The 22,836-nt window shown below is 71.4% G+C and carries 20 protein-coding genes; 12 read left to right on the forward strand and 8 right to left on the reverse strand.

The window, feature by feature from the left end; genetic code table 11:
* Positions 1-3 precede the first annotated feature (3 nt).
* Positions 4-1,245 (reverse strand): sulfate adenylyltransferase subunit 1, encoded by a 1,242-nt coding sequence (locus tag JQN70_RS11895; protein ID WP_204131553.1) that lies wholly within the window; start codon positions 1,243-1,245, stop codon positions 4-6.
* On the reverse strand, positions 1,245-2,165 hold the full coding sequence (cysD, locus tag JQN70_RS11900) for a sulfate adenylyltransferase subunit CysD (RefSeq protein WP_307835941.1): 921 nt from the start codon (positions 2,163-2,165) through the stop codon (positions 1,245-1,247). The genes JQN70_RS11895 and cysD overlap by 1 nt, the downstream gene beginning before the upstream one ends.
* A gap of 106 nt (positions 2,166-2,271) precedes the next feature.
* Here cysD and cysC point away from each other — a divergent pair, with 106 nt between their 5' ends.
* Genes cysC through JQN70_RS11915 form a run of 3 tightly spaced genes read left to right on the forward strand, consistent with a single transcriptional unit; the run spans position 2,272 to position 5,127 of the window.
* The gene (cysC, locus tag JQN70_RS20970) at positions 2,272-3,423 is read left to right on the forward strand and encodes an adenylyl-sulfate kinase (RefSeq protein WP_307835942.1); all 1,152 of its coding nucleotides are present in this window, start codon (positions 2,272-2,274) and stop codon (positions 3,421-3,423) included.
* The gene (locus JQN70_RS11910; RefSeq protein ID WP_307835943.1) at positions 3,413-4,375 is read left to right on the forward strand and encodes a sulfite exporter TauE/SafE family protein; all 963 of its coding nucleotides are present in this window, start codon (positions 3,413-3,415) and stop codon (positions 4,373-4,375) included. The genes cysC and JQN70_RS11910 overlap by 11 nt, the downstream gene beginning before the upstream one ends.
* A complete protein-coding gene (locus JQN70_RS11915) occupies positions 4,372-5,127 on the forward strand; it encodes a 3'(2'),5'-bisphosphate nucleotidase CysQ (RefSeq protein ID WP_204131554.1) in 756 nt (251 codons plus the stop codon). The genes JQN70_RS11910 and JQN70_RS11915 overlap by 4 nt, the downstream gene beginning before the upstream one ends.
* Positions 5,128-5,149: 22 nt before the next feature.
* Here the strand turns inward: JQN70_RS11915 and JQN70_RS11920 are convergent, their stop codons facing one another.
* On the reverse strand, positions 5,150-6,100 hold the full coding sequence (locus JQN70_RS11920) for a hypothetical protein (RefSeq protein ID WP_204131555.1): 951 nt from the start codon (positions 6,098-6,100) through the stop codon (positions 5,150-5,152).
* Positions 6,101-6,259: 159 nt separating this feature from the next.
* Between JQN70_RS11920 and JQN70_RS20975 the strand changes: the two genes are divergently transcribed.
* Positions 6,260-7,648: a tyrosine-protein kinase domain-containing protein gene (locus JQN70_RS20975; protein WP_204131556.1), complete on the forward strand. Its 1,389-nt coding sequence runs from the start codon at positions 6,260-6,262 to the stop codon at positions 7,646-7,648.
* A 30-nt stretch (positions 7,649-7,678) separates the two neighbouring features.
* Here JQN70_RS20975 and JQN70_RS11930 read toward each other — a convergent pair whose 3' ends face one another.
* Positions 7,679-8,257 carry an arsenate reductase/protein-tyrosine-phosphatase family protein gene (locus tag JQN70_RS11930; protein ID WP_204131557.1) on the reverse strand — a complete coding sequence of 193 codons (579 nt, stop codon included), beginning with the start codon at positions 8,255-8,257 and terminating at the stop codon, positions 7,679-7,681.
* 119 nt (positions 8,258-8,376) lie between these two features.
* Here JQN70_RS11930 and JQN70_RS11935 point away from each other — a divergent pair, with 119 nt between their 5' ends.
* The 7 genes from JQN70_RS11935 (at position 8,377) to JQN70_RS11965 (ending at position 17,458) form a co-directional block, all read left to right on the forward strand.
* A complete protein-coding gene (locus JQN70_RS11935) occupies positions 8,377-10,185 on the forward strand; it encodes a polysaccharide biosynthesis protein (protein ID WP_204131558.1) in 1,809 nt (602 codons plus the stop codon).
* 84 nt (positions 10,186-10,269) lie between these two features.
* Positions 10,270-11,310 carry a polysaccharide biosynthesis protein gene (locus tag JQN70_RS11940; RefSeq protein WP_204131559.1) on the forward strand — a complete coding sequence of 347 codons (1,041 nt, stop codon included), beginning with the start codon at positions 10,270-10,272 and terminating at the stop codon, positions 11,308-11,310.
* Positions 11,307-12,407: a polysaccharide biosynthesis C-terminal domain-containing protein gene (locus tag JQN70_RS11945; RefSeq protein ID WP_204131560.1), complete on the forward strand. Its 1,101-nt coding sequence runs from the start codon at positions 11,307-11,309 to the stop codon at positions 12,405-12,407. Before JQN70_RS11940 ends, JQN70_RS11945 begins: the two co-directional genes overlap by 4 nt.
* Positions 12,407-13,543, forward strand: a complete 1,137-nt coding sequence (gene wecB / locus JQN70_RS11950) for a non-hydrolyzing UDP-N-acetylglucosamine 2-epimerase (protein WP_204131561.1) — start codon at positions 12,407-12,409, stop codon at positions 13,541-13,543. Before JQN70_RS11945 ends, wecB begins: the two co-directional genes overlap by 1 nt.
* A 113-nt stretch (positions 13,544-13,656) precedes the next feature.
* A complete protein-coding gene (locus JQN70_RS11955; protein WP_204131562.1) occupies positions 13,657-14,940 on the forward strand; it encodes an MATE family efflux transporter in 1,284 nt (427 codons plus the stop codon).
* 8 nt (positions 14,941-14,948) lie between these two features.
* Positions 14,949-16,244: a glycosyltransferase gene (locus JQN70_RS11960; RefSeq protein ID WP_204131563.1), complete on the forward strand. Its 1,296-nt coding sequence runs from the start codon at positions 14,949-14,951 to the stop codon at positions 16,242-16,244.
* Positions 16,241-17,458, forward strand: coding sequence for a glycosyltransferase family 4 protein (locus JQN70_RS11965; RefSeq protein ID WP_204131564.1), 1,218 nt, complete (start codon positions 16,241-16,243; stop codon positions 17,456-17,458). Before JQN70_RS11960 ends, JQN70_RS11965 begins: the two co-directional genes overlap by 4 nt.
* Here the strand turns inward: JQN70_RS11965 and JQN70_RS11970 are convergent.
* Entirely contained in the window at positions 17,409-18,755 is a 1,347-nt protein-coding gene (locus JQN70_RS11970) for an O-antigen ligase family protein (protein ID WP_204131565.1), read from the reverse strand. The two genes, JQN70_RS11965 and JQN70_RS11970, sit on opposite strands and share 50 nt — an antisense overlap.
* 158 nt (positions 18,756-18,913) lie before the next feature.
* On the opposite strand from JQN70_RS11970, the gene JQN70_RS11975 reads away from it, so the two are divergent.
* Positions 18,914-20,080, forward strand: a complete 1,167-nt coding sequence (locus JQN70_RS11975; RefSeq protein WP_204131566.1) for a DegT/DnrJ/EryC1/StrS family aminotransferase — start codon at positions 18,914-18,916, stop codon at positions 20,078-20,080.
* 6 nt (positions 20,081-20,086) lie between these two features.
* Here JQN70_RS11975 and JQN70_RS11980 read toward each other — a convergent pair whose 3' ends face one another.
* Genes JQN70_RS11980 through JQN70_RS11990 form a run of 3 tightly spaced genes read right to left on the reverse strand, consistent with a single transcriptional unit; the run spans position 20,087 to position 22,815 of the window.
* Complete coding sequence (locus JQN70_RS11980; protein ID WP_204131567.1) at positions 20,087-20,731, reverse strand: sugar transferase; 645 nt, start codon at positions 20,729-20,731, stop codon at positions 20,087-20,089.
* Complete coding sequence (locus tag JQN70_RS11985) at positions 20,724-21,596, reverse strand: sulfotransferase family protein (protein ID WP_255546922.1); 873 nt, start codon at positions 21,594-21,596, stop codon at positions 20,724-20,726. Before JQN70_RS11985 ends, JQN70_RS11980 begins: the two co-directional genes overlap by 8 nt.
* Positions 21,589-22,815 carry a glycosyltransferase family 4 protein gene (locus JQN70_RS11990; RefSeq protein WP_204131569.1) on the reverse strand — a complete coding sequence of 409 codons (1,227 nt, stop codon included), beginning with the start codon at positions 22,813-22,815 and terminating at the stop codon, positions 21,589-21,591. The genes JQN70_RS11985 and JQN70_RS11990 overlap by 8 nt, the downstream gene beginning before the upstream one ends.
* Positions 22,816-22,836 lie beyond the last annotated feature (21 nt).

Here is a 22,836-nt window from a genome sequence, read left to right on the forward strand (position 1 = left end):
GGGCTAGTTGATCATCCCCGCGCCGACGGTCGTGCCGGTGGCCTCGTCGATGAGGATGAATGAGCCCGTCGTCCGGTTCTGCTCGTACGGGTCGACGAGCAGCTGCTGGGTGGTGCGCAGCGTGACGCGACCGATCTCGTTGAGCCCCAGCTCGCGGGTGTCGCCGTCGCGGTGCAGCGTGTTGATGTCGAGCCGGTACTGGATGTCCTTGACGAGCGCCCGGGCCGAGCGCGTCGTGTGCTTGATGGCCAGCTTCTGGCGCGGCCGCAGCGGCTCGCGGGTCATCCAGCAGACCATCGCGTCGACGTCCTGAGTGGGCTCCGGGGCGTTGTTGACGCGGCAGATCATGTCGCCGCGCGAGACGTCGAGGTCGTCCTCGAGGCGCACGACGACCGACATCGGCGGGAACGCCTCCTCGACCTGCTCGGTGAAGGAGTCGATGGCCGCGATCCGGCTCGTGAGGCCGCTCGGCAGCACCATCACCTCGTCGCCGGGCTTGAGCACGCCGGACGCCACCTGCCCCGCGTAGCCGCGGTAGTCGTGGTGCTCGTCGGACTTCGGGCGCACGACGTACTGCACCGGGAAGCGCACGTCGCGCAGGTCACGGTCGGAGGCGATGTGCACGTTCTCGAGGTGGTGCATCAGCGACGAGCCCTCGTACCAGGGCATCGCGTCGCTGCGCGTCACGACGTTGTCGCCCTGGAGCGCCGAGATCGGGATGACCGCGAGGTCGGGCACGTTGAGCCGCTGGGTGAAGGTGACGAACTCCTGGCGGATCCGCTCGAAGACGCCCTGGTCGAACCCGACGAGGTCCATCTTGTTCACCGCGAGGACGAGGTGCGGCACCCGCAGCAGCGACAGGAGCACGGCGTGCCGGCGGGACTGCTCGGTGAGCCCCTGGCGCGCGTCGACGAGCACGAGCCCGAGGTCGGCGGTCGACGCACCGGTGACCATGTTCCGGGTGTACTGCACGTGCCCCGGGGTGTCCGCGATGATGAACTTCCTTCGCGGAGTGGCGAAGTAGCGGTACGCGACGTCGATGGTGATGCCCTGCTCGCGCTCGGACCGCAGCCCGTCGGTGAGCAGCGCGAGGTCGGTGTAGTCGTAGCCCTTGGCGTTCGACGTGGCCTCGACGGCCTCGAGCTGGTCCTCGAAGATCGCCTTCGAGTCCAGGAGCAGGCGCCCGATGAGCGTGGACTTGCCGTCGTCGACCGAGCCGGCCGTGGCGAAGCGCAGCAGGTCCATCAGAAGTACCCCTCCTTCTTGCGGTCCTCCATGGCGGCCTCGGAGAACCGGTCGTCGCCGCGGGTGGCCCCGCGCTCGGTGACGCGGGCGACCGACACCTCCTCGACGATCTCGTCGAGGGTCGTGGCCGGGCTCTCGACGCAGCCGGTGAGCGTCAGGTCGCCGACCGTGCGGAACCGGACGGTGCGCTCGGTGACGACCTCGCCGTCGCGGCACGGGTTGGCCGGGTGCTCGGAGAGCAGCATGCCGTCGCGCTCGAACACCCGCCGCTGGTGGGCGAAGTAGATCGAGGGGATCTCGATCCCCTCGCGGGCGATGTAGTGCCAGATGTCGAGCTCGGTCCAGTTCGAGAGCGGGAAGATCCGCATGTGCTCGCCCTCGTGGAGCCGCCCGTTGTAGAGCGACCACAGCTCGGGGCGCTGGTTCTTGGGGTCCCACTGGCCGAACTCGTCGCGGTGCGAGTACACGCGCTCCTTGGCGCGGGCCTTCTCCTCGTCGCGCCGGCCGCCACCGAACGCCGCGGTGAACCCGTGCGTCTCGATGGCGTCGAGCAGCGTCGCGGTCTGCATCCGGTTGCGGCTGGTCTTGCCGTCGTCGACGACGACACCGGTGGCGATCGCCTCCTCGACGGACGCGACGACGAGCCGGGCGCCGAGCCGCTCGACCCAGTTGTCGCGGGTCTGGAGCACCTCGGGGAAGTCGAGGCCGGTGTCGACCTGGAGCAGCGGGAAGGGCAGCCGCGCGGGGTAGAAGGCCTTCTCGGCCAACCGCAGCATGACGATGGAGTCCTTGCCCCCGGAGAACATGAGGACGGGTCGCTCCAGCTCCGCGACGACCTCGCGGAAGATGTGGATCGACTCCGACTCGAGCTCTTCGAGGTGGGAGAGCCGGTAGTCGGCACTGGCCTGCACTGGGATCACCCGTGTTTCTCTCTGGTCCCTGACGGCTGGAACCCTACCCGCGCAAGGGCGTCCATCTGGTGCGGATCCGGAGACTGGACCCCCACGTTCCGTGCAGACTGGCGCGGTGACCGATGCACCGCCCGTGTTCCACCCGCAGCGCGAGGACCTCGACGACCTCGACCTGCTGCGTCGCGGGCTCTACGGGCCGGATGCACCGCTGCGCGCGATCCGCCTGCCGGAGAGCGAGGCCCGGGCCGCCGAGGCCGCCGGCGCCCTCGTCGTCGTCGACCCCGAGGGGGTGCCGGTCGTCCGGCTCGACGGGGTGGGAGACCTCGGCAACGGCCTGCTCGGCGGCCGGCCGATCTGGCTCTCCGAGCCGTCGTCGCGCCCGTTCCAGGAGCTGCACCTCACCGCCCCCGAGGACCTGTCCGGCGCCGATGTGGTGCTCGTCGGGTCCGCCGCCGACGTGCCCGCCGAGGTGCCGCCCGGCGCGACGCTGCTCGTGCTCGCCTCGACCTCCCTCGACGGCACGACTGCCGGCACCGACGCCGTGCGGGCCGCCGTCGCCGCCGCCACGCCGGCCGGCGGACGGGTGCTTGTCGCCCCGGTCCCGGACGACGCCGAGCGGCGCGCCGCCCTCCTCACCACCCTCGGGCTCGACCCGGCCCTGGCCCCTCGTCCCGCAGCCCCGCCCGCGGCCGCCGCCGCAGACGCCCGGCACCACGACCCCGGCGTCGTCCTGCTGCTCACCGGCTTCTCCGGCTCGGGCAAGTCGACCATCGCGCGCTCGGTGGCCACCCGGCTCGTCGAGGCCGGGACGTCCGTCACCCTCCTCGACGGCGACGTCGTCCGGCGCCACCTCACCGCGGGCCTCGGCTTCTCGCCGGCCGACCGCGACACCAACGTCCGCCGGATCGGCTGGGTCGCGGCCGAGGTCGCCCACCACGGGGGCCTCGCGATCTGCAGCCCGATCGCCCCCCACGACGCCGTGCGCCGCGAGGTCGAGGACCTCGTCACCGCCCGGGGCGGGCGCTTCCTCCTCGTCCACGTCGCGACCCCGCTCGAGGAGTGCGAGCGCCGCGACCGCAAGGGCCTCTACGCCGCCGCCCGGCGCGGCGAGATCCCCGACTTCACGGGCATCTCCGCCCCGTACGACGTGCCCGAGCACCCCGACCTGCGCCTCGACACGACCGGCCGGCCCGTCGACGAGTGCGTCGCCGAGGTCCTCGACCTGCTCGACCGCCCCACCGAGTCCGGGAGCCACCGTGCCCGATGACCTGATCTCCGGCGCCGCCCTCGCCCTGCTCGCCGTCAGCTTCCTCGTCGGCATCGTCGTCGGGCTGACGGGGATGGGCGGCGGTGCGCTGATGACGCCCGCACTCGTCTTCCTCGGGATCCCGCCGACGGCCGCCGTCGCGAACGACCTCGTCGCCGCCGCGATCAACAAGAGCGTCGGGGCCGCGGTGCACGCCCGCAGCGGCTCCCCCGACTGGCGCCTGGCCCGCCTGCTGATGCTCGGGTCGGTGCCGTTCGCCTTCGCCGGCGCGTTCGTCGTCGACGCCGTCGGCTCGGTCGAGCAGCGGGAGGCCTTCCTCCGGCTCGCGATCGGCGTCGCCCTGCTCCTCGCCGCGAGCACGTACACGCTGCGGATCTACGGCACGGTCTTCCACCACTGGGGCCGCGGCGAGGAGGGCGAGGTGAAGGTCCGGGTCGCGGCCACCATCGCCGTCGGTGCGGTCGGCGGCCTCCTCGTCGGGCTGACGAGCGTCGGGTCGGGTTCGATCATCATGGTCTCCCTGCTCCTCCTGCACCCCGCCCTCGCGGCCCGCCGGCTCGTCGGCACCGACCTCGTGCAGGCCGTGCCCCTCGTCCTGTCCGCCGCGGTGTCGCACGTCATCGTCTCCGGCATCACGTGGGCCGTGCTCATCCCGCTCGTGCTCGGCGGCACCCCCGGCACCTTCGTCGGGGCGCGCCTCGCGGCGTGGGTCCCCGGCACCGCGATCCGGCGCGGCATCGTCATCGTCCTGACCCTCACCGGGCTCAGCCTGCTCAAGGTGCCGCCGATGGTCGTCGGCGCCACCGGTGCCGCGCTCCTCGTCCTCGGCCCGCTCGCCTGGGCCGTGCTCCGCCGGGCGCACGGCCTGCCCGCCTTCACGCCGCACCGGGGCGACCCCGACCTCGGCGACCTGCCCGGACCCCGCGACCCCCACGAGAGGACCCCCCGATGACCGACTCCCCGGCCGACGACCACGAGGTGGCGGCGGCGGTCGCCGCGGAGGCGGGCCGGGCGCTCGTCGCCGTGCGCGCCGAGCGCACCGACCTCGACGGCGCCGACCTCAAGGACCTCGGCGACCGGACCTCGCACGAGCTGATCGTCCGGCTGCTCGCCGAGCGCCGCCCCGACGACGCCGTCCTCAGCGAGGAGGGCGCCGACGACCCCCGCCGCCTCGCCGCGCACCGGGTGTGGATCGTCGACCCGCTCGACGGCACGCGCGAGTTCTCCGAGCGCCCGCGCGACGACTGGGCCGTCCACGTCGCGCTCTGGGAGGACGGTTCGCTCGTCGCCGGCGCGGTCGGGCTGCCGGCGCGCGACGTCGTGCACCGGATGGACCGGCCCGCCGACCTCCCGCCGCGCCCCGACGGCCCGGTGCGCCTCGCGGTCAGCCGCAGCCGCCCGCCGGCCTTCGTCGTCGAGCTCGCCGAGCGGCTCGGGGCCGAGCTCGTGCCGATGGGCTCGGCCGGCGTCAAGGCGATGGCCGTCCTCGACGGCACGGTCGACGCCTACGTCCACGCGGGCGGGCAGTACGAGTGGGACTCCGCCGCACCGGTGGCCGTCGCGATCGGGCACGGCCTCGCGCCCACCCGGGTCGACGGCTCGCCGCTGGAGTACAACCGCGAGAACCCGTGGCTGCCCGACCTCGTCGTCGCCCGCCCCGAGGTGCTCGCGGAGGTGCGCGCGGCGCTCGACGCGCTCGCCTGAGCGGAGCCGCGCGCCCGCGGCCTCAGCGGATGCTGCCCGCCGAGCGCCAGTCGCTGCCGAGCTTCGGGGTGCGCCAGACCGCGTCACCGGCGAGCAGCCACACGGCCGGGCCGCTCGTCGACACCGACGTGCGGCCCGCGGCCGGGATCGCGTCGGCGAAGCAGAGCGGCTTCCCGACCTCGCTGCCGTCGTAGGACTGCACCACGGTGCCGGGGCACTCCTGCGTGACGACCGCGACGACGCCGGACCCGTCGGGGCGCCCGGCGACCGCCACCGCGCCCTCGACGGTGGCCGTGTCGTCCCACGAGGAGCCGTTGTCGGTCGTCACGCGCAGCCGCCCGCCGCCGCACAGCACGGTGGCGCGGGTGCCGCCGTCGGCGGAGAGGTCGAGGACCTTGGCCTTGCCGCACGGGCGGACGACCTCGTCGCGCGGGGTGTGCACGTCACCGGTCGACTCCGGGACCCGCGCCCAGCCCCGGGCGGCGCTCGCGGGGTCGCCCCAGCCGGCCGCGGCGTCGGTGCTGGTCCACAGGCGCAGGTCGCAGTCGCCGTCGCCACCGATGACGAAGGCCTCCGACCCCGACGTCGGGCGGATGCGCGTGACGGCGCCGGGGGCGTCGTGCCGCGCCCACGAGTCCCCGCCGTCGCCGGTGACCGACACCGACCCCGGCTTGCCGCACGACCCGGTGCTCGCCACCCAGGCCTCGGTGTCGGAGGCGGCGACGAGGACGGTGGTCAGCGGGGTGTCGGTGGGTGACGGCGTCGACGGGCTGCTCGACGGGCTCGGCGACCCGCTCTCGGCGGGCTCCGTGGGGCTCGCCGACCCGCTCGCCGTGGGGGTGCCGGAGGCCGTCGACCGGACGCCGACGGAGGCCGCGGGCGTCGAGGACCAGCGGACCGCGTAGGCGACGAGGACGAGGTCGAGGACGAAGAAGGCCGCGAGACCCGCGGTGAGCAGCGATCGGCGGTCCATCCGGCCAGCATCCCCGACGACGGCCCCTGGCTCAACGGAATCGCCGAACGGAGGGCCTGCCGCCGCGACGTGCGCGCCGCCGACGGTTACGATTCACGACGGACATCCGGGGGGAGGAGACACCCCCGGGCCACCGCGACCACCGAGGACGAGAACACCGTGGAACTCCAGGACTACCTGCTCGTCGTGCGCAAGCGCTGGCGGGTCATCGTCCTCGTCGTGCTGGCCTGCGTGTTCCTCGCGACCGCGGCCACGCTGACGTCGACGAAGCAGTACGAGTCCACGACCCAGTTCTTCGTCTCCACCACCGGCTCCGAGGACAGCGTCTCCCTGCTCCAGGGCAGCACCTTCACCCAGCAGCGGGTCAAGTCCTACACCCAGCTCCTCGCGACCCCGCGCATCCTCGACCCCGTCGCCCAGTCGGTCGGCGGCGACGGCGCGGCCATCGCGAACCAGGTCACGGCCACGACGCCCCCGGACACCGTCCTCATCGAGGTCGCGGTCCGCGACGCCGACCCGTCGCGGGCGCAGGCCATCGGCACGGCCATCGCCGCCGAGTTCCCCACCGCGGTCTCCGAGCTCGAGAGCCCCGCGGGCGCGAAGTCGAGCCCGGTCAAGGTCACCGTCGTCCAGCCGCCGACCACCCCGGAGAGCCCGGTCAGCCCGAAGCCGGTGCGCAACGTCGCCCTCGGCGCGGTGCTCGGCCTGCTCCTCGGCCTCGGGGTCGCGGTGCTGCGCCAGGTCCTCGACAAGGGCGTGAAGTCGGCCGAGGACGTCAAGCAGGTCACCGACGCCCCGATCCTCGGCTCCATCTCGCACGACCCCGACGCGCAGAAGCGTCCGCTCATCGTCGAGGTCGACCCGCGCTCGCCGCGCGCCGAGGCCTTCCGGTCGCTGCGCACCAACCTGCAGTTCGTCGACGCGGCGAACCACCCGCGCACGATCGTCGTCACGTCCTCGCTCGCGGGCGAGGGCAAGAGCACGCTCACCGCCAACCTCGCCCTGACGATGGCCCAGGCCGGCGCCCGGGTCTGCCTCATCGAGGCCGACCTGCGCCGCCCCAAGGTCCTCGAGTACATGGGCCTCGAGGGCTCGGTCGGGCTCACCGACGCGCTCATCGACAAGGCCGACGTCATCGACGTCATCCAGCCGTACGGCGGCACCAACCTCTGGGTGCTCGGTGCCGGGCGCATCCCCCCGAACCCCTCCGAGCTGCTCGGGTCCTCCTCGATGCAGACCCTCCTGGCCAACCTCGTGCGGCGCTTCGACTACGTGATCATCGACGCCCCGCCGACCCTGCCGGTCACCGACGCGGTCGTGCTCTCCAAGCTCGCCGACGGCGCCATCGTCGTCGCGGGCTCCGGGCTCGTCGACCGCGACCAGCTCGCCCACACCCTCGAGTCGCTCGGCTCGGTCGGCGGCCAGGTGCTCGGCGTCGTGATGAACCGCGTGCCGCCGCGGGCCGGCGGCCAGTACGGGGGCTACTCGTACGAGACCCCGGACGACGCGGCGATGCGTCGCGACCGCACCCGCGTCGGCCGGGCCTGACGACTCGGGCCGACGACTCAGGCCGACGACTCAGGCCGAGGGCGCGGCGCGCAGCGCGGCCACGACCGGCACGAGCGCACCGTCGATCTCGGCCGCCATCCGGTCGAAGACCTCCGGTCCGCGCCCGATCGGGTCCGTGACGTCGACCCCGTCCTGACGGGCCGGCACGAGGCCGCGGCGCGAGGCGGCGACGTCGACGACGTGCCGCACCCAGGTGCTCTCCCCGTGGTAGCCGTCGGCCAGCTCGCGCGGGGTCACGCCGTCGAGGAGGTCGGCGAGGTCGCGCAGGGTCATCGCCCGGCGCAGGGCGGCCGGGTGCAGCCGCGCGGCGGCGGCCCGGTGCTCGCGCGCGGCGGTGATGACGAGGTCGGCCCCCGCGACGAGCTCGGACGTCAGCTCGCGGGCGGCGAAGCCCTCGGCGTCGGCCCCGGCCCGCACGAGCAGCGCACGGCTCGTGGGGTCCATGTCGCGGCCGACGAGCCCGCGGGTGCCGGCACTCGAGACCTCGATGCCGGTGCCCGCCAGGTCCTGGCGCAGGCGGCGCTCGAGGTAGGGCGACCGGCACACGTTGCCGGTGCAGACCACGAGGACGTGTCCCGGTCCGTTCACTTTCTCACCTCGGGTAACATCGCTTCCGCACTCCAGCAGGGGTGGGCCGCTCTCGCAGCCCAGGGCATCAGGGTGCACGACACTACCGAGCGCCCGGAAGCGCTCGCCGACAAGGGGGCTTGGCTCTGTTCACCGTCCGTCGGGCCCTCGTCACCCGCCTCGGGTGGACGCTCGTCGACGCCGCCTGCTGGGCCGCGGCCCTCACCCTCGCCGCCATCCTCCGCCTCGACTTCGCGCTCCCCGTCGAGTACGCCCGGGGGCTCGTGCTCGGCGCCCTCCTCGTCGCCGTCCTCCAGACCGGCATCGGCTGGCTCTGGGGCCCGTACGCCGTCAGCCACGAGCTCGGCTCCTTCGAGGAGGCCGGCGAGCTGGCCCGCGCGACCGTCGGCACCGGCGCCGTCCTCGCCGTCCTCGTCGCCGCCACCGACGCCATCGCCCTCCCCCGCAGCGTCCCGGTCACCGGCACCGTCCTCGCCCTCTCGGCGATGTTCGCCGGCCGCTTCGTCGTGCGCGCCCGCTCGACCCGCCGCACCCGGGCCTCGGCGGGCGCCCGCCGGGCGATCGTCTTCGGCGCGGGCGCCGGCGGCCGCGTGCTCGTCCGCAGCCTCACCCGCGACCCGGGCAGCGGCATCCAGGCCGTCGCGCTCCTCGACGACGACGGTGCGAAGCAGCGGCTGACCATCTCCGGCGTGCGGGTCCGCGGGCGCCGCACCGACCTCGCGACCGTCGCCGCCGACCGCGAGGCCGACACGCTGATCATCGCCGTGCCCAGCGCCTCGGCCGAGCTCGTCCGTGAGCTGTCCAGCCGGGCCGCCGACGCCGGCCTGTCGGTGCTCGTCCTCCCGCCGGTCCGCGAGCTCTTCGGCCAGCGCCCCACGGCCGGCGACCTGCGCGACCTCGACGTCGCCGACCTGCTCGGCCGCCAGCCGGTCGACCTCGACATGGCCGTCATCTCCCAGCAGCTCTCCGGGCGGCGGGTGCTCGTCACCGGCGCGGGCGGCTCCATCGGCAGCGAGCTGTGCCGCCAGATCTCCCGCTTCTTCCCCGAGCAGCTCTTCATGCTCGACCGCGACGAGTCGGGCCTGCACGCCACGCAGATGTCCATCGAGGGGCAAGCCCTCCTCGACACCGACTCCCTCGTGCTCTGCGACATCCGCGACGTCGAGGCCGTCCGCGAGGTCTTCGAGCGCACCCGCCCCGACGTCGTCTTCCACGCGGCGGCCCTCAAGCACCTCACCCTCCTCGAGCGGCACCCCGACGAGGCGCTGAAGACCAACGTCGTCGGCACGGCGAACGTCATCGACGCCGCGCGCCGGGTCGGGGTCGACACCTTCGTCAACATCTCCACCGACAAGGCCGCCAACCCCTCGTGCGTCCTCGGCTGGTCCAAGCGGATCGCCGAGCGGCTCACCGCCGCCGCCGACGCCCATGAGCCGCACGCCCGCTACACCAGCGTCCGGTTCGGCAACGTCCTCGGCTCCCGCGGCTCGGTCGTCCTCTCGTTCACCGAGCAGATCCGGCAGGGCGGCCCGGTCACCGTCACCCACCCGGACGTCGAGCGCTACTTCATGCTCATCCCCGAGGCCTGCCAACTCGTGCTCCAGGCCGGCTCGATCGGCACCGGCGGCGAGGTGATGGTCCTCGACATGGGCACGCCGGTGAACATCACCGAGATGGCGCGCACGATGATCCACCTGTCCGGGCGGCCTGACATCGAGATCGTCTACACGGGCCTGCGACCGGGCGAGAAGCTCTCCGAGGAGCTGTTCACCCCGGGCGAGGAGGTCCGCGCCTCGGCTCACCCGCTCGTCACCTCCGTCCTCGTCCCGGGCCTCGATGCCGACGGCCTGCACCTGCCGTCCTCCGCCGACGTGCGGTCCTGGCTCGTCGCGTACTCAGGCACGGGACCGGTGAGCTCTCGCTCGTGACGGCTCGACCGCCACACCACGGCCTCTGCGTGCCCGGGGACTCCCGGTGGCACCCTGTTCCCTGAACCCCGATGAAGGAGACTGATGTCTGACAACGCCTTGGACGTTGCCGGCGCAACGGTGACGATCACCGGCGGGACCGGGTCGTTCGGCTCGACGATGGTCACCCACCTGCTCGACCGCAGCGTGAAGCGCATCAACATCCTCAGCCGGGACGAGGCCAAGCAGGACGACATGCGCCAGCGGCTCGGCGACCCGCGGGTCAAGTTCTTCGTCGGGGACGTCCGCGACTTCGAGAGCGTCAACAACGCGGTCACCGGCGCCGACTTCGTCTTCCACGCGGCGGCGCTCAAGCAGGTCCCGTCCTGCGAGTTCTTCCCGGACCAAGCGGTCAAGACCAACGTCGTCGGCAGCCAGAACGTCATCCAGGCCGCGCACCGCAACGGCGTGCGCTCGCTCGTCTGCCTGAGCACCGACAAGGCCGTCTACCCGGTCAACGCCATGGGCATGTCGAAGGCCCTCATGGAGAAGACCGCCCAGGCCTTCGCGCGCAACCACCCGGAGTCGGCGACGACCGTCTCGGTCACCCGCTACGGCAACGTCATGTACTCGCGCGGCTCGGTCATCCCCCTGTTCGTCAAGCTGCTCCAGGCCGGCAAGCCGCTGACCCTCACCGCGCCGTCGATGACCCGCTTCCTCATGTCCCTCCAGGAGTCGGTCGACCTCGTCGAGCACGCCTTCCTCCACGCGACCCCGGGCGACCTCTTCGTCAAGAAGGCCCCGGCCTGCACGGTCGAAACGCTGGCCCGGGCCACCTCCCGGGTCCTCGGGTTCGGCGAGCCGGAGATCCAGGTCATCGGCGTCCGCCACGGAGAGAAGATGTACGAGACCCTGCTGACCCGCGAGGAGACCGCGCGCTCCGAGGACCAGGGCGACTACTTCCGCGTCTCCCTCGACGCCCGCGCGCTCGACTACGGCATCTACGTCGACCGCGGCGAGCCGGGCGACCCGGTCATCGAGGAGTACGACTCGACGACCACCCAGCAGATGGACGTCGAGCAGACCGAGGCCATGCTCCGCACCCTTCCCGAGATCCGCGCCGCGCTCGCGGAGACCGGCGCATGAGGGTCGTCCTCACCGGAGCGTCCGGCTTCCTCGGGTGGCACACCCGGCTGCGCGCGCACGCGCAGGGCCAGCACGACGTCGTCGCCGTCACCCGGGAGAACTGGGCCGATCTGTCGGCCCTCGTCGGGTCCGCCGACGCGGTGGTGCACGTCGCCGGCGTCAACCGCGGCTCCGACGACGAGGTCGAGCGCGGCAACATCGCGCTCGCCGAGGACGTCGCGGCCGCCGTCCGCGCCGCCGGCCACCCCGTGCGCGTGGTCTACGCCAACTCGATCCAGGACGGCAACGGCACCCCGTACGGCACGGGCAAGGCGGCCGCCGCGTCCGCACTGACCGCGCTGCGGGCCGAGGGCCACGCCGTCGTCGACGTGCGCCTGCCGAACATCTTCGGCGAGCACGGCCGGCCCCGGTACAACAGCTTCGTCGCGACCTTCGTCCACGCGGTCGCGGCCGGCGAGTCCCCCGAGGTGGCCGACCGCCCGGTCGAGCTGCTCCACGTGCAGGACGCCGCGCAGGCGCTCCTCGACGCCGTGACCACCGACGCCGAGCGCCTCGACCCGCGAGGCACGGAGGTGGGGGTCCAGGAGGTCCTCGACCTGCTCCACGAGTTCGAGGCCAGCTACTCCACCGGCGAGTTCCCCGACCTCTCCACGCCGTTCCGGATCGCGCTCTTCAACACCTACCGGGCGGCCCTCTTCCCGCAGCGCTACCCGGTGCTGCTGCAGCCGCACTCCGACGCCCGCGGCACCTTCGTCGAGACCGTCCGGAGCCGCGGTGGCGAGGGCCAGTCGAGCATCTCGACGACCGTGCCCGGGGTCACCCGCGGCGAGCACTACCACCTGACCAAGATCGAGCGCTTCGCCGTGGTCCAGGGCCGCGCGACCATCGCGCTGCGCCGGATGTTCCACGACGAGGTCGTCGAGTTCGCGGTGTCCGGCGAGGCCCCCTGCGCGGTCGACATGCCGACCGGCTGGGCGCACAACATCACGAACACCGGGGATGATGTGCTCCTCACGCAGTTCTGGTCGCACGAGCTGTTCCGCCCGGACGCGCCGGACACCTTCCCCCACCCCGTCGCCCAGGAGGCCGGAGCCTGATGCTCAAGGTCATGACCGTCGTGGGCACCCGCCCCGAGCTGATCCGCCTCTCGCGGGTCATCGCGCGGCTCGACGCCAGGGTCGAGCACGTCCTCGTGCACACCGGCCAGAACTACGACTACTCGCTCAACGAGGTCTTCTTCCGCGACCTCGGCATCCGCGAGCCCGACCACATGCTCGGGGTCGACACCTCGTCCCTCGGCGCAGTCCTCGGCGGCACGCTCGTCGCCGCCGAGAAGGTGATGCTCGAGGAGCGCCCCGACGCGGTCGTCGTCCTCGGCGACACCAACTCCTGCATCGCCGCCGTGATGGCCAAGCGGCTGCGAATCCCGGTGTACCACATGGAAGCCGGCAACCGGTGCTTCGACGAGAACGTCCCGGAGGAGACCAACCGCCGGCTCGTCGACCACGTCGCCGACTTCAACCTCGTCTACACCGAGCACGCCCGGCGCAACCTGCTCGCCGAGGGTCTGCACCCCCGACGCATCATCAAGACCGGCTCCCCGATGCGCGAGGTGCTCGACGCCTACCGCGAGCAGATCCTCGCCTCGGACGTCCTCGAGCGCCTCGGTCTCGAGGAGGGCGGCTACTTCCTCGTCAGCGCCCACCGCGAGGAGAACGTCGACTCCCCCGAGCGGCTACGTGCCCTCCTCGACTGCCTCGTCGCCGTCCGCGAGCGCTTCGGCCTGCCGGTCTTCGTCTCCACCCACCCGCGTACCCGCAAGCGGCTCGAGGCGCTGCCGGAGTGGTCGGAGCCGGAGGGCGTCACGTTCAGCGACCCGCTGGGCTTCCACGACTACAACCACCTCCAGCTCAGGGCCGCCTGCTGCCTCTCCGACAGCGGGACCATCGCGGAGGAGTCGACGCTCCTCGGCTTCCCGGCCGTCACCCTGCGCGACTCCGTCGAGCGCCCCGAGGCGCTCGACACCGGCGGCATCCTCATGACCGGGCTCGACGCCCACGACGTCGTCGAGGCCGTCGCCGTCGCGATGGCCGCCGACCGCGCGCGCGACGGGGTCGGCCACCTCACCCCGGACGACTACCTCATCGACAACACGAGCGAGCGCACCGTCAACTTCATCCTCTCGACGGCCCGGCGCCACCACTCGTGGGCAGGTATCCGCCAGCACCCATGACGTCTGACCCCGCGAAGATCCCTGCCGCCGAGACGCCGACGCCTGACGAACCTCGGCGGGAACGCGCGCGGATCCTCTTGGGTGGCGTCGTCACCTCTGTCCTCAGCAGAGGCGTGGCCGTCCTCACCCCGCTCTTGCTGGTCCCCATCAGCCTCGACTACCTGGGTGCCGAGGGATACGGTGCCTGGTCCGCGGCCCTCGCAGTCACCAGCCTGATGCTCTTCGCCGACCTGGGCCTGGGCACAGGCCTGATGACCAAGCTGGGTCAGCTGTCGGCCCGGGACCGCGCTCCGGGGACCGAGGGAGAGCGACTCGCACGCGCGTACGTGACGAACGCGTACCTGGTGGCCACACTCATCGTGCTGGCCGGCTGGCTCATCCTGCTCCTCACGACCCGGGTCGTTCCCTGGGCTGCACTGCTCGGCGCCACGGATCCTCGCGATCCCGAGATCAGCGCGATCGCCCTCGCGACGCTCGCTGCGTTCGTCGGCAACATCGTGGCCAGCCTCGTGGTCAGGGTGCAGTACGGCATCGGGCAGCAGGCGGTCTCCAACGTGTGGCAGACCGTCGGGAGCCTCGCCTCGCTCGCCGTCGCATTCGTGGCGGCGAAGTCCGATCCCGGCGCCGGAACCTTCGTGGCCTGGTGCGCCTTCACCCCGGTCGCCATCGCCCTCCTCAACACCCTGACCTTCTTCTTCCTGACCACCCAGGGTCGCGGTCTTCGTCCGGATCTCAGCCTGTCGTCCTTCGGGGTCCTTCGTCAGATTCTCGGCCTCGGGAGCAGGTTCCTCCTGATCACCGTGTTGCTGACCGTCAGTACGCAGGTCGATCCGTGGCTCGTCGCGCACACCGCCGGGTTGGAGGACGTGCCCACGTTCTCCGTGCCGGCTCGTATCTTCGCGGTGATCGGCACCCTGGCCCTGAGCCTGACGCAGCCGCTGTGGCCATTGCACGCCCAAGCACTGGCAGCCGGCGACGTCGACTGGGTCTCGGTCGTCACACGCCGCATGACCGTCGTGTCGGTCGCCGCCGTCGGAGGCGCCGGGGCGCTGGCTGCAGTCCTCGGCCCTGGACTCGTGGACGCGTGGCTCCAGTCAGGGATCGCCCGAGAGCCCGTCCTCTGGGCAGGCTTGGCGGCCTGGTGGGTGGCGCAATCCGCGACCGGACCGGCATTCATGGCCCAGAACGGTGCCGAGGTACTCGGCCCCCAGACACTCGGCTACCTCGCGCTCCTCGTCAGCCTGCCGCTCAAGTGGTGGGTCAGCGAGACCTACGGCTTCATCTGGATCCCGTGGGTGGGGGCAGTCGCCTTCCTGCTGATCATCTGGCCCGCGTGCACCCTGGGGTACCACCGAACCCTGCGTCGCTTCCGGCTCGACACCAGGCCAGCCGCATGAGGAGAGCCATGGAGTACCCGCGCGTCCTGCACGTCGGCTTCAACCGAATCGGGTCCCCCACCAACACCGGCCTGACCTTGGGGTCGATGTTCGCAGCGTGGCCCCGGGAGAACCTCTTCGAGCTCTACACCCACAGCCGGCAGACACGCTCGGCGTCCGGCCAGAACCTCGCGCTCGCGCCGATGTCGACTGCGCCCGTGGACGGCTTGATTCGCACGGTCCTCGGTGATCGGATGCCGAAGCCGGCGACGGACGGACTCAACCCGTCCGTGCGGCGCAGTGGAGTCACCCCCCTGAGGACGAGGGTGAGGATCGGAATGACCGCGCTCAACGACATCGGCCCGGTCTGGACTGGAGGTCGGTGGCTGGAGGAGATCGAGCGCTTTCGACCGCAGGTCATCCACTCCCTCCTGGGTGGTGTTCGCATCACCAGGTTCGTGACGGCGCTGTCGCGCCGTCTTGACGTCCCGGTCGTGCCGCACTTCATGGACGACTGGATGGACAACCTCTTCACCGACGGCCAGGTGTTCGGCCTCGCGCGCCGGGAGGCCGAACGGTCTGTGCGCCTCATGCTGCGTCAGGCTCCTGAGATCCTGACCGTCGGGGCGGACATGAGAGATCACTACACCCGGACATTGCAGCGGCCGGCCGAGGTCGTCGGCAACAGTGCCGACTTCGACCTCTTCGACCGACTCATCGCCGAGCGCCGACCCACGTCGGACGGGCCACTCGCCCTCCGGTATGTGGGTGGCCTCCACCTCGGGCGCGCGGACGTGCTGCGCACGGTCGGCCGTGCCCTGGACGACCACCGCGGCGAAGGTCGCCGTTGGCAGCTCACGCTGAACGTACCGACGCACGATCTGGGTGCAGCGCAGGTGCTGGCGCGCGAGGTGGGGAGCATCACCAGTGAGGGCAGCCTCGACCACGACGCCGTTCCTCAGGCCATCGTGAACTCCGACGCCTTGCTGTTCCTCGAGTCCTCGGACCCGGGGATCGTGTCCTTCACCCGGCTGTCGGTGTCCACGAAGGTTCCTGAGTACCTGGCTTCGGGTCGGCCCGTGATGGCCATCGGGCCTCGCAACCAGGCAAGCATTCGGACCCTCGTCCGTACCGGTGTCGCGGTGCACGGTGGTGACGGCACATCGGGACCCTCGATCGTCGACAGCCTGGGCGAGCTGACGAGGTTCCTCGAGGAAGCGCCCAGCAGAGACGGTTCGGAGCGCAGGGCTTTTCGCGAGGAGTTCGGCGTGCAGGAGACCCAGGAGCGGCTCCGCCGAGCCCTGCTCAAGGCCAGCACGTCATGACCGAGGTCGTGTTCCTCGGTTTCGCCCTGCCCGAGGACGAGTTCCGCGCTCTGGTGGCCACCGACGCCGGCCTGCCCATCGCCACGCAGCGCTTCGGCTGGTCGGTCGTCGAAGCACTGGAGTCGGCAGGGTGGCGGGTCTTCGCGCTCTCCGCGGCTCCGGCCTCGGACTTCCCTCACAACAAGCGGATTGTCTTCTCGAGCGGGCGATTCTCCGGCGGCTCGGCCGTCTCGGGATGGCTCATGCCGTTCGTCAACGTCACAGGACTCAAACACCTGAGCCGCTACATCTCGGCCACGTGGGGCCTCGCTCGACGCGTCCGCCGGGGACGCACCGCCGCCATCGTCGTCCACGGTGTCCACAGTCCCTTCATCTGGGCGGCGGTCCACGCGTCCCGGTGGCTGCCCGTCCCGGTCGTCGTCGTCATGACGGATCCCCCCAGTCTGCGCACACGGTTCGACCACGGCGTGTCACTCGCGATGAAGCGGGTGGACAGGCGCCTCATCGCGTCCGGGCTACAGCGGGTCGACGGGGTCATCACCCTGACGCCTGCCCTTGCCGGTGACTTCGCCCCCGGCAAGCCGGCGCTGCTCATGGAGGGGATTGCTCGCCCGCTGCGTGCGCCGGGGCCGCCATCCGAGGGCGCGGCGGACGACGCTCCCCCCATCGCCCTGTACGCCGGTGGGCTCCGTGAGGAGTACGGGGTCCGCGCCCTCATCGATGCGGTCGGTCGCAGTCGCGGCTCGTGGCACCTGCACATCTACGGCAACGGGCCCATGGCCGATGAGTGCCGTCATGCCGAGGCAGAAGATCCCAGGATCTTCTTTCACGGGGTCGCAGACACGGAAACGTTGGGCCGCGCCTACTCGCGCGCCTCCGTGCTGGTCAATCCCCGTCAGCTGAACACAGAGTTCGTCCAGTACTCATTCCCGTCGAAACTTCTCGAGTACATGACCACGAGCACACCGGTCGTGACCACTCATCTCCCCACGATCCCCTCCAGCTGGGACCCCTTCGTGATCTACACCGGTGAGGACTCGGCATCCATCGCAACGACCCTGGACTCGACCCTGGCTCTCGCGCCGGAGGAGTTGCGGCACCTGGGCTCCGCCGCGAACACGTTCATCGCCGACGCCTACTCCCCCACCGCTCAGGGCGCTCGCATCACTGCGTTTCTCCGGATGCTCTCTGCGGAGCCCGAGGCGGCGCCGTAGATACAAGCGGCCGGCCCCTGCGTGCAGCGCCCTTCGATAGGCGCGACAAGGAACTCGGCCTGGACCCCGTGACCGCACCGCCTCGCCACCCCAACCCGATCAGAACGACGAGAACGGTCGACCAGGCGGCGTTGGTCGTGTTCAGGATGTCCAGCCCCACGAGTTCTCCGCACAACACGTAGCCGAGCAGGGGGAGCAGCGCCAGAAATCCCGCGCCGCGGTAACTATCCCGGACGGCAACCGTTAAGAGCACCAGAAGCAGACCCAGGCCGATCCATCCCACGCACACGCCCCAGTTGAGGAAGAGGTCGTGGCTGGTCGCTCCAGCGGTATCGCTGCTCAGGAACGCGACCACCCCGAGTCGATCACGCAGCACATCGGCCGTCGTGCCCACACCATGACCAATTGGGTGATCAATCACCTCCGAGACGGTCACCGCTCGCGCTTGCAGGCGGACGTTGGCTGAGGCACCCGTTCGCGCCACCGCTTCGAACCTCGCGACCCATGCGTCCACTGCGACGTATGCCGCGACAGCGATCGAAAGCAGCAGCGCAACGCGGGCGCGTGATCGGACGTGGAAGAGCGCCGCCAGGAGCAGAATCGTTCCAGCGGTCAACCAAGCGCCGCGTGAGCCGGTGAGATAGATCGCCGTCGCGCTCGTCAGCACGAAAGCAACGGAAAGGCGGCCTTGAGCACCAGCCGCCCACTCTGCCACCGCCCACCCGAAGGCGGTGCAGAAGATGACAGCGGCGTTGTTCGGGTTCGCAAGGACATGCCGACCGGCTTCTTCCCAGAATTCGACGTTCGTGTGATTGACGTACACGGACGACGGCGACGCCAGCGCCCGGACGCCAGCAGTGGCGGCGTAGTAGAAGACCTGGGCCGCGCACGCAGCGAACAGGACCCAGCGCGTAGCCTCGCGTGCGTTCTTCACCTCATCGGCATCGACCGCCTGTAGGCCCACGAAGAGCGCGAGAGGCACCAACATCACGCCGAACCAGGCCCGGGTCAACACAGGGTCACCAGTCGGCAAGGTCGCCGCTGCACCAACCGCGGCGAGGAGCAATGCAAGCCACAGTCCCCTCATGGACGATCCGAACAGCAGTGCAGCCACCACCCACAGCGCCACGGCCGGAGCTTGGACAGGGATGCCGATCAGTCCACTCAGAGCGGCGATCGGCGGGAGGGCAGGCAGCACGCTGGAGGCAACCGCGGCGGCGAAAAGCAGCTCATGCGGCTTATAGCGCACCCGGCGGGCCTCGCCCACAGCGAAGGCTGACCGGGCTTGCGAGGACATGGCGACGAACTGTACGCGACGACGCGTCGTCTGGCGTTGACACTCGCGATGTCGGACGGCGTGACATCTCGGCGCTCTGGGAATCCAAAGCTGTCCGTTCTGCGATGTGACGGGCGCCCTGCCAAACAACTCGGCCGCTGGACCTAGGATTTACACCTGTGACCTCGAGCCCCGACCAGCCAGCCGCGCGCGTCCTCCTCTCGCAGGCCCACGTCACGGAAGTCGAGGAGAAGCTCGTCGTCGAGGCACTCCGCTCGGGCTGGGTTGCTCCGCTGGGGCCCTTCGTCGAGCAGTTCGAGGCCGCGGTCGCGGAGCGGGTCGGCGTGGCCTCGGCCGTGGCCCTGTCCTCGGGAACGGCGGCCCTGCACCTCGCGCTGCTGCACGCCGGCGCCGAACCAGGACGTGTCGTCGTCCTCCCGTCGATGACGTTCGCGGCCACGGCGAACGCGGTGCTCTACACCGGCGCCGAACCGGTGTTCGTCGATTCCCGGCCGGACGACGCGAACGTGGACCCCGACGCCCTGCTCTCGACGGTGTCCGAGCTGCAGAAGGAGGGCCGCGACGTCGCGGCAGTCGTCACCGTCGACCTCTTCGGGCGCGCGGCCGACCACGACGTCATCGAGCCCGGGCTCGCCGCCCTCGGCGTCGCGCACGTCGAGGATGCTGCCGAGGCCCTCGGCGCCACCCTCGGGGGCCGCCCCGCCGGCTCCTACGGACAGAGCGCGGCCCTGTCGTTCAACGGCAACAAGATCATGACCACCTCCGGGGGCGGGATGCTGCTCTCGAACGACCCCACCGTCGTCGACCGCGCGCGCTATCTGGCCACGCAGGCTCGTCAGCCGGCGCCGTGGTACGAGCACACCGAGGTCGGCTACAACTACCGGATGTCGAATCTGCTGGCGGCGCTCGGCGTGGGTCAGCTGTCCCGGCTCGACGAGATGATCGGCCGACGGCGGGCGATCCGCGAGCGCTATGCCGCAGCACTCGCGCATCTCCCCGGGGTGTCCTTCCTCGGACGCCTCGGCCCCCGACGCGACGACGAGGACAACTGCTGGCTCACGTGCATCCTGCTCGACCCGGCAGCCACCCCGTCGACACCTGACTCCGTCATCGAGTCGCTCGGCTCCGCCGGCATCGAGGCGCGGCACCTGTGGAAGCCGATGCACCTCCAACCGATGTATCGGTCGGCCCGGATGGTCGACACCGGCGCCAGCGCCGACCTGTTCGCTCGCGGTGTGACCCTCCCGAGTGGTTCTGCGCTCAGCGACGCCGACATCGACCGGGTCATCGAAGCCCTCGGCCCCGCTCTTTCCGGCGCCGGCTGAACGGCCTCAGCCCGCGTCGAACCGTCCGGCCACGGAGAACACCGTCCGCATCAGGCACCGCACGTCGACCAGGAGCGACCATTCCTCGACGTAGGCCCTGTTGATGCGAACCTTCGCTGGCCAGATCACGTCCCGGTTGTACGCCTCGGGGTCCTCGGCCGCCGCGAGCATCCGCTCCTCGTGTCGGAAGGCCAGCGACGCCGGACCCGTGATCCCCGGACGGACCGAGAGCACGATGCGGTCCTCGCCCGTCAGGCGATCAGCCCAGCCCTCGATGTCGGGACGGGGGCCGACGAGGCTCATCCGGCCGGCCAGCACGTCGACGAGCTGCGGCAGCTCGTCCACCTTCCAGGCCCGTAGCCGCCTGCCGAGCGGCGTGATGCGGGGATCCGCGGAGGTGGTGACACTCGTCGTGATCTCGACCGACGGGCGCATCGTGCGGATCTTGTGCACGGTGACGAGCCGACCGCCGCGGCCGACCCGCTGCTGCGCGAAGATGCCGGACAGCCCGGTGTCACGACGGGCCGCGACCACCGCCGCGAGACTGATGGGGGCCGTGACGACGAAGACGACGCCCCCGACGACGAGGTCGAAGGTGCGCTTGGCCGCGGCCTGTGGCCGGGTGAGGCCGACCGGGACGTGGTCAGCCACGACCGAACCGGGCCAACGTGTCGGCCCCCAGGGCTTCGAGTCGGTCAACAGCCTCGGGGCCGAGCCGACTGCGCCCCTTGCCCACGCTGCCGGCGACGATGGCGTCGGTCGCGGCGTGCCCGGCCGCTCCGGGGTGGCCGAGGAAGTCGAAGAGGCGCGAGCTACCGCGCTGCGGATCGGCCACGAAGTCCTCGTAGACGACCTCCAGGAGCTGGTCGTCAGGAAGGCCGGACAACCCGTCCGCGGCCTGCTCGACACACCGCTGCCACTGGATGAAGGCCAGCTCCTCCAGCGGGTGGTGTTCCTGAAGCGTCCGGAAGTCGTGAGGTCGTGGACCCCACCACGTGCTCACGCGCATGTCCCGGGCCTCGCCGCGCACCTCGCCCCGCAGACGCTGCACGACGCGCTTCTGGACGAGCGTCGCGAGGTGCCGCGGGAAGTCACCCGGTGGGACGTAACGCGCCTTGCGCAACGTGTATCCCAGCTCGAACGGCGCGTTCCACCGCTGCATCGTGGACGCGGTGGCGTCGATGCCGTCGCGGCGGATGAACACGTAACGCGCGTCGGGGAACAGGGCCCGGGTGAAGGGGACGCGCAACGACACCGCGCACGTCTTCTCGACGACGACGGCGCTGCGGGTGCGCCGCGCGACGCGATCGAAGGAGCGGTGCAGGTAGCCGGCGAGCGCCGGGGTGGCCCGTTCGCGGGGGATCTCGTCGTGGGGGACGTCGAGGTTGCCGTGCTTCCACAGCAGGTTGACCTCGTCGCAGTCCCACGTGCCGAATCCCGGTGCACTGGTGAGGAGGTCACGCAGCATGTTCGTCCCAGACCGGGGCGCTCCGACGACGATCACATACTCAGGCATCACGTCCCCTCCCTGCGTCAGCGCTCCGCTCCGCCGCCAACCCGTCCATGAGCTCCGCCCATCTCGTCAGTGCCCCGGCTTGGTCGAAGGTGCGCTGATGGAACTCCCGGACTCGCTCCTGCCGGATGCTGAGCGAGCGCTCCGACATCTCGGAGAGGGCTGCGGCGAGGGCAGCGGCGATGGCCTCGACGTCACCGGGTGCCGCCGTCCACCCGAGTCGCTCCGAGACCACCGTGCTCGCCAACTCGGTCCCGGGGTCGCAGACGACGAGAACGGGAAGACCCTGCTCACAGTAGGTGGCGGTCTTGCTGGGATAGGCGAACCGCGCGACCAGGGGAGCGAGCGAGACGACCCCCAGATGCGCCGACCGCATCAGGGCCTTGGCCTGCGCCGACGTGCCGGCGGGCAGGAAGCGGACCCGTGCTCGCACAGACGCAGGGAGGCCGGCAGCGATGTCGGCGAGCTCACTGCGGGCGCGGCCGTCCCCCATGAACACGAGCTCGACCTCGGCGCCGGACGGCAGGCGACCGAGGGCCCGCAGCAGATCGGGCAGCGACTGGAACCGTCCGATGTTCCCGGTGAACACGACACGCAGTACTCCCGGAGCGGGTGCGGGCAGCGGGCTCTCTCCCACAACGCCGTCGTCCGGCATCGCGAAGTTGTTGAGCACCACGACCTTGTCGGCGAGTGCCGGGTCGCGGTCGACGACTGCGTCGCGCATGTCCGCGCTGAGCACAACCACTCGGGCTGCGCGCCTCATCGTCGCGGTGTCGGCACGGCGAAGGAGTCGGTACACCAGGGGGTTCGCGAACTCACCGGACAGCCGACCGATCTCCGGGTGCAGGTCCATGCAGTGGTACACGAAGGATGCGCCGCGCAGCCGGGCTATGCGCGACACCAACGCGCCGAGCGTCACCTGCGGGGCGGTGGAGCACATCACGACGTCGGGGCGCGGGCCGCGGAGGAGCGCCGCCGCGACACCGACCGGAAAGACCACCATGTTGGCGAGCTGCCCGGCCGGACGTCCCGCTTCACGCATTACCGGCACTCGACGAACGGGTACGTCCGCCGACGCAGGCGCCGGGTGGTTCGTCGACCGACCCGCGACAACCGCGACATCGTGACCCCGGGAGGCCCAGTCACGGGTCATCTCGCGCAGGAACGTGGCATACGGCGGGCTGTCCGGCCAGAAGTAGCGGTGGACGGCCCGAATCAGCACGTCAGGACAACCCCTCACAGA

Source organism: Phycicoccus sonneratiae, assembly GCF_016887965.1.
Lineage (GTDB): Bacteria > Actinomycetota > Actinomycetes > Actinomycetales > Dermatophilaceae > Phycicoccus > Phycicoccus sonneratiae.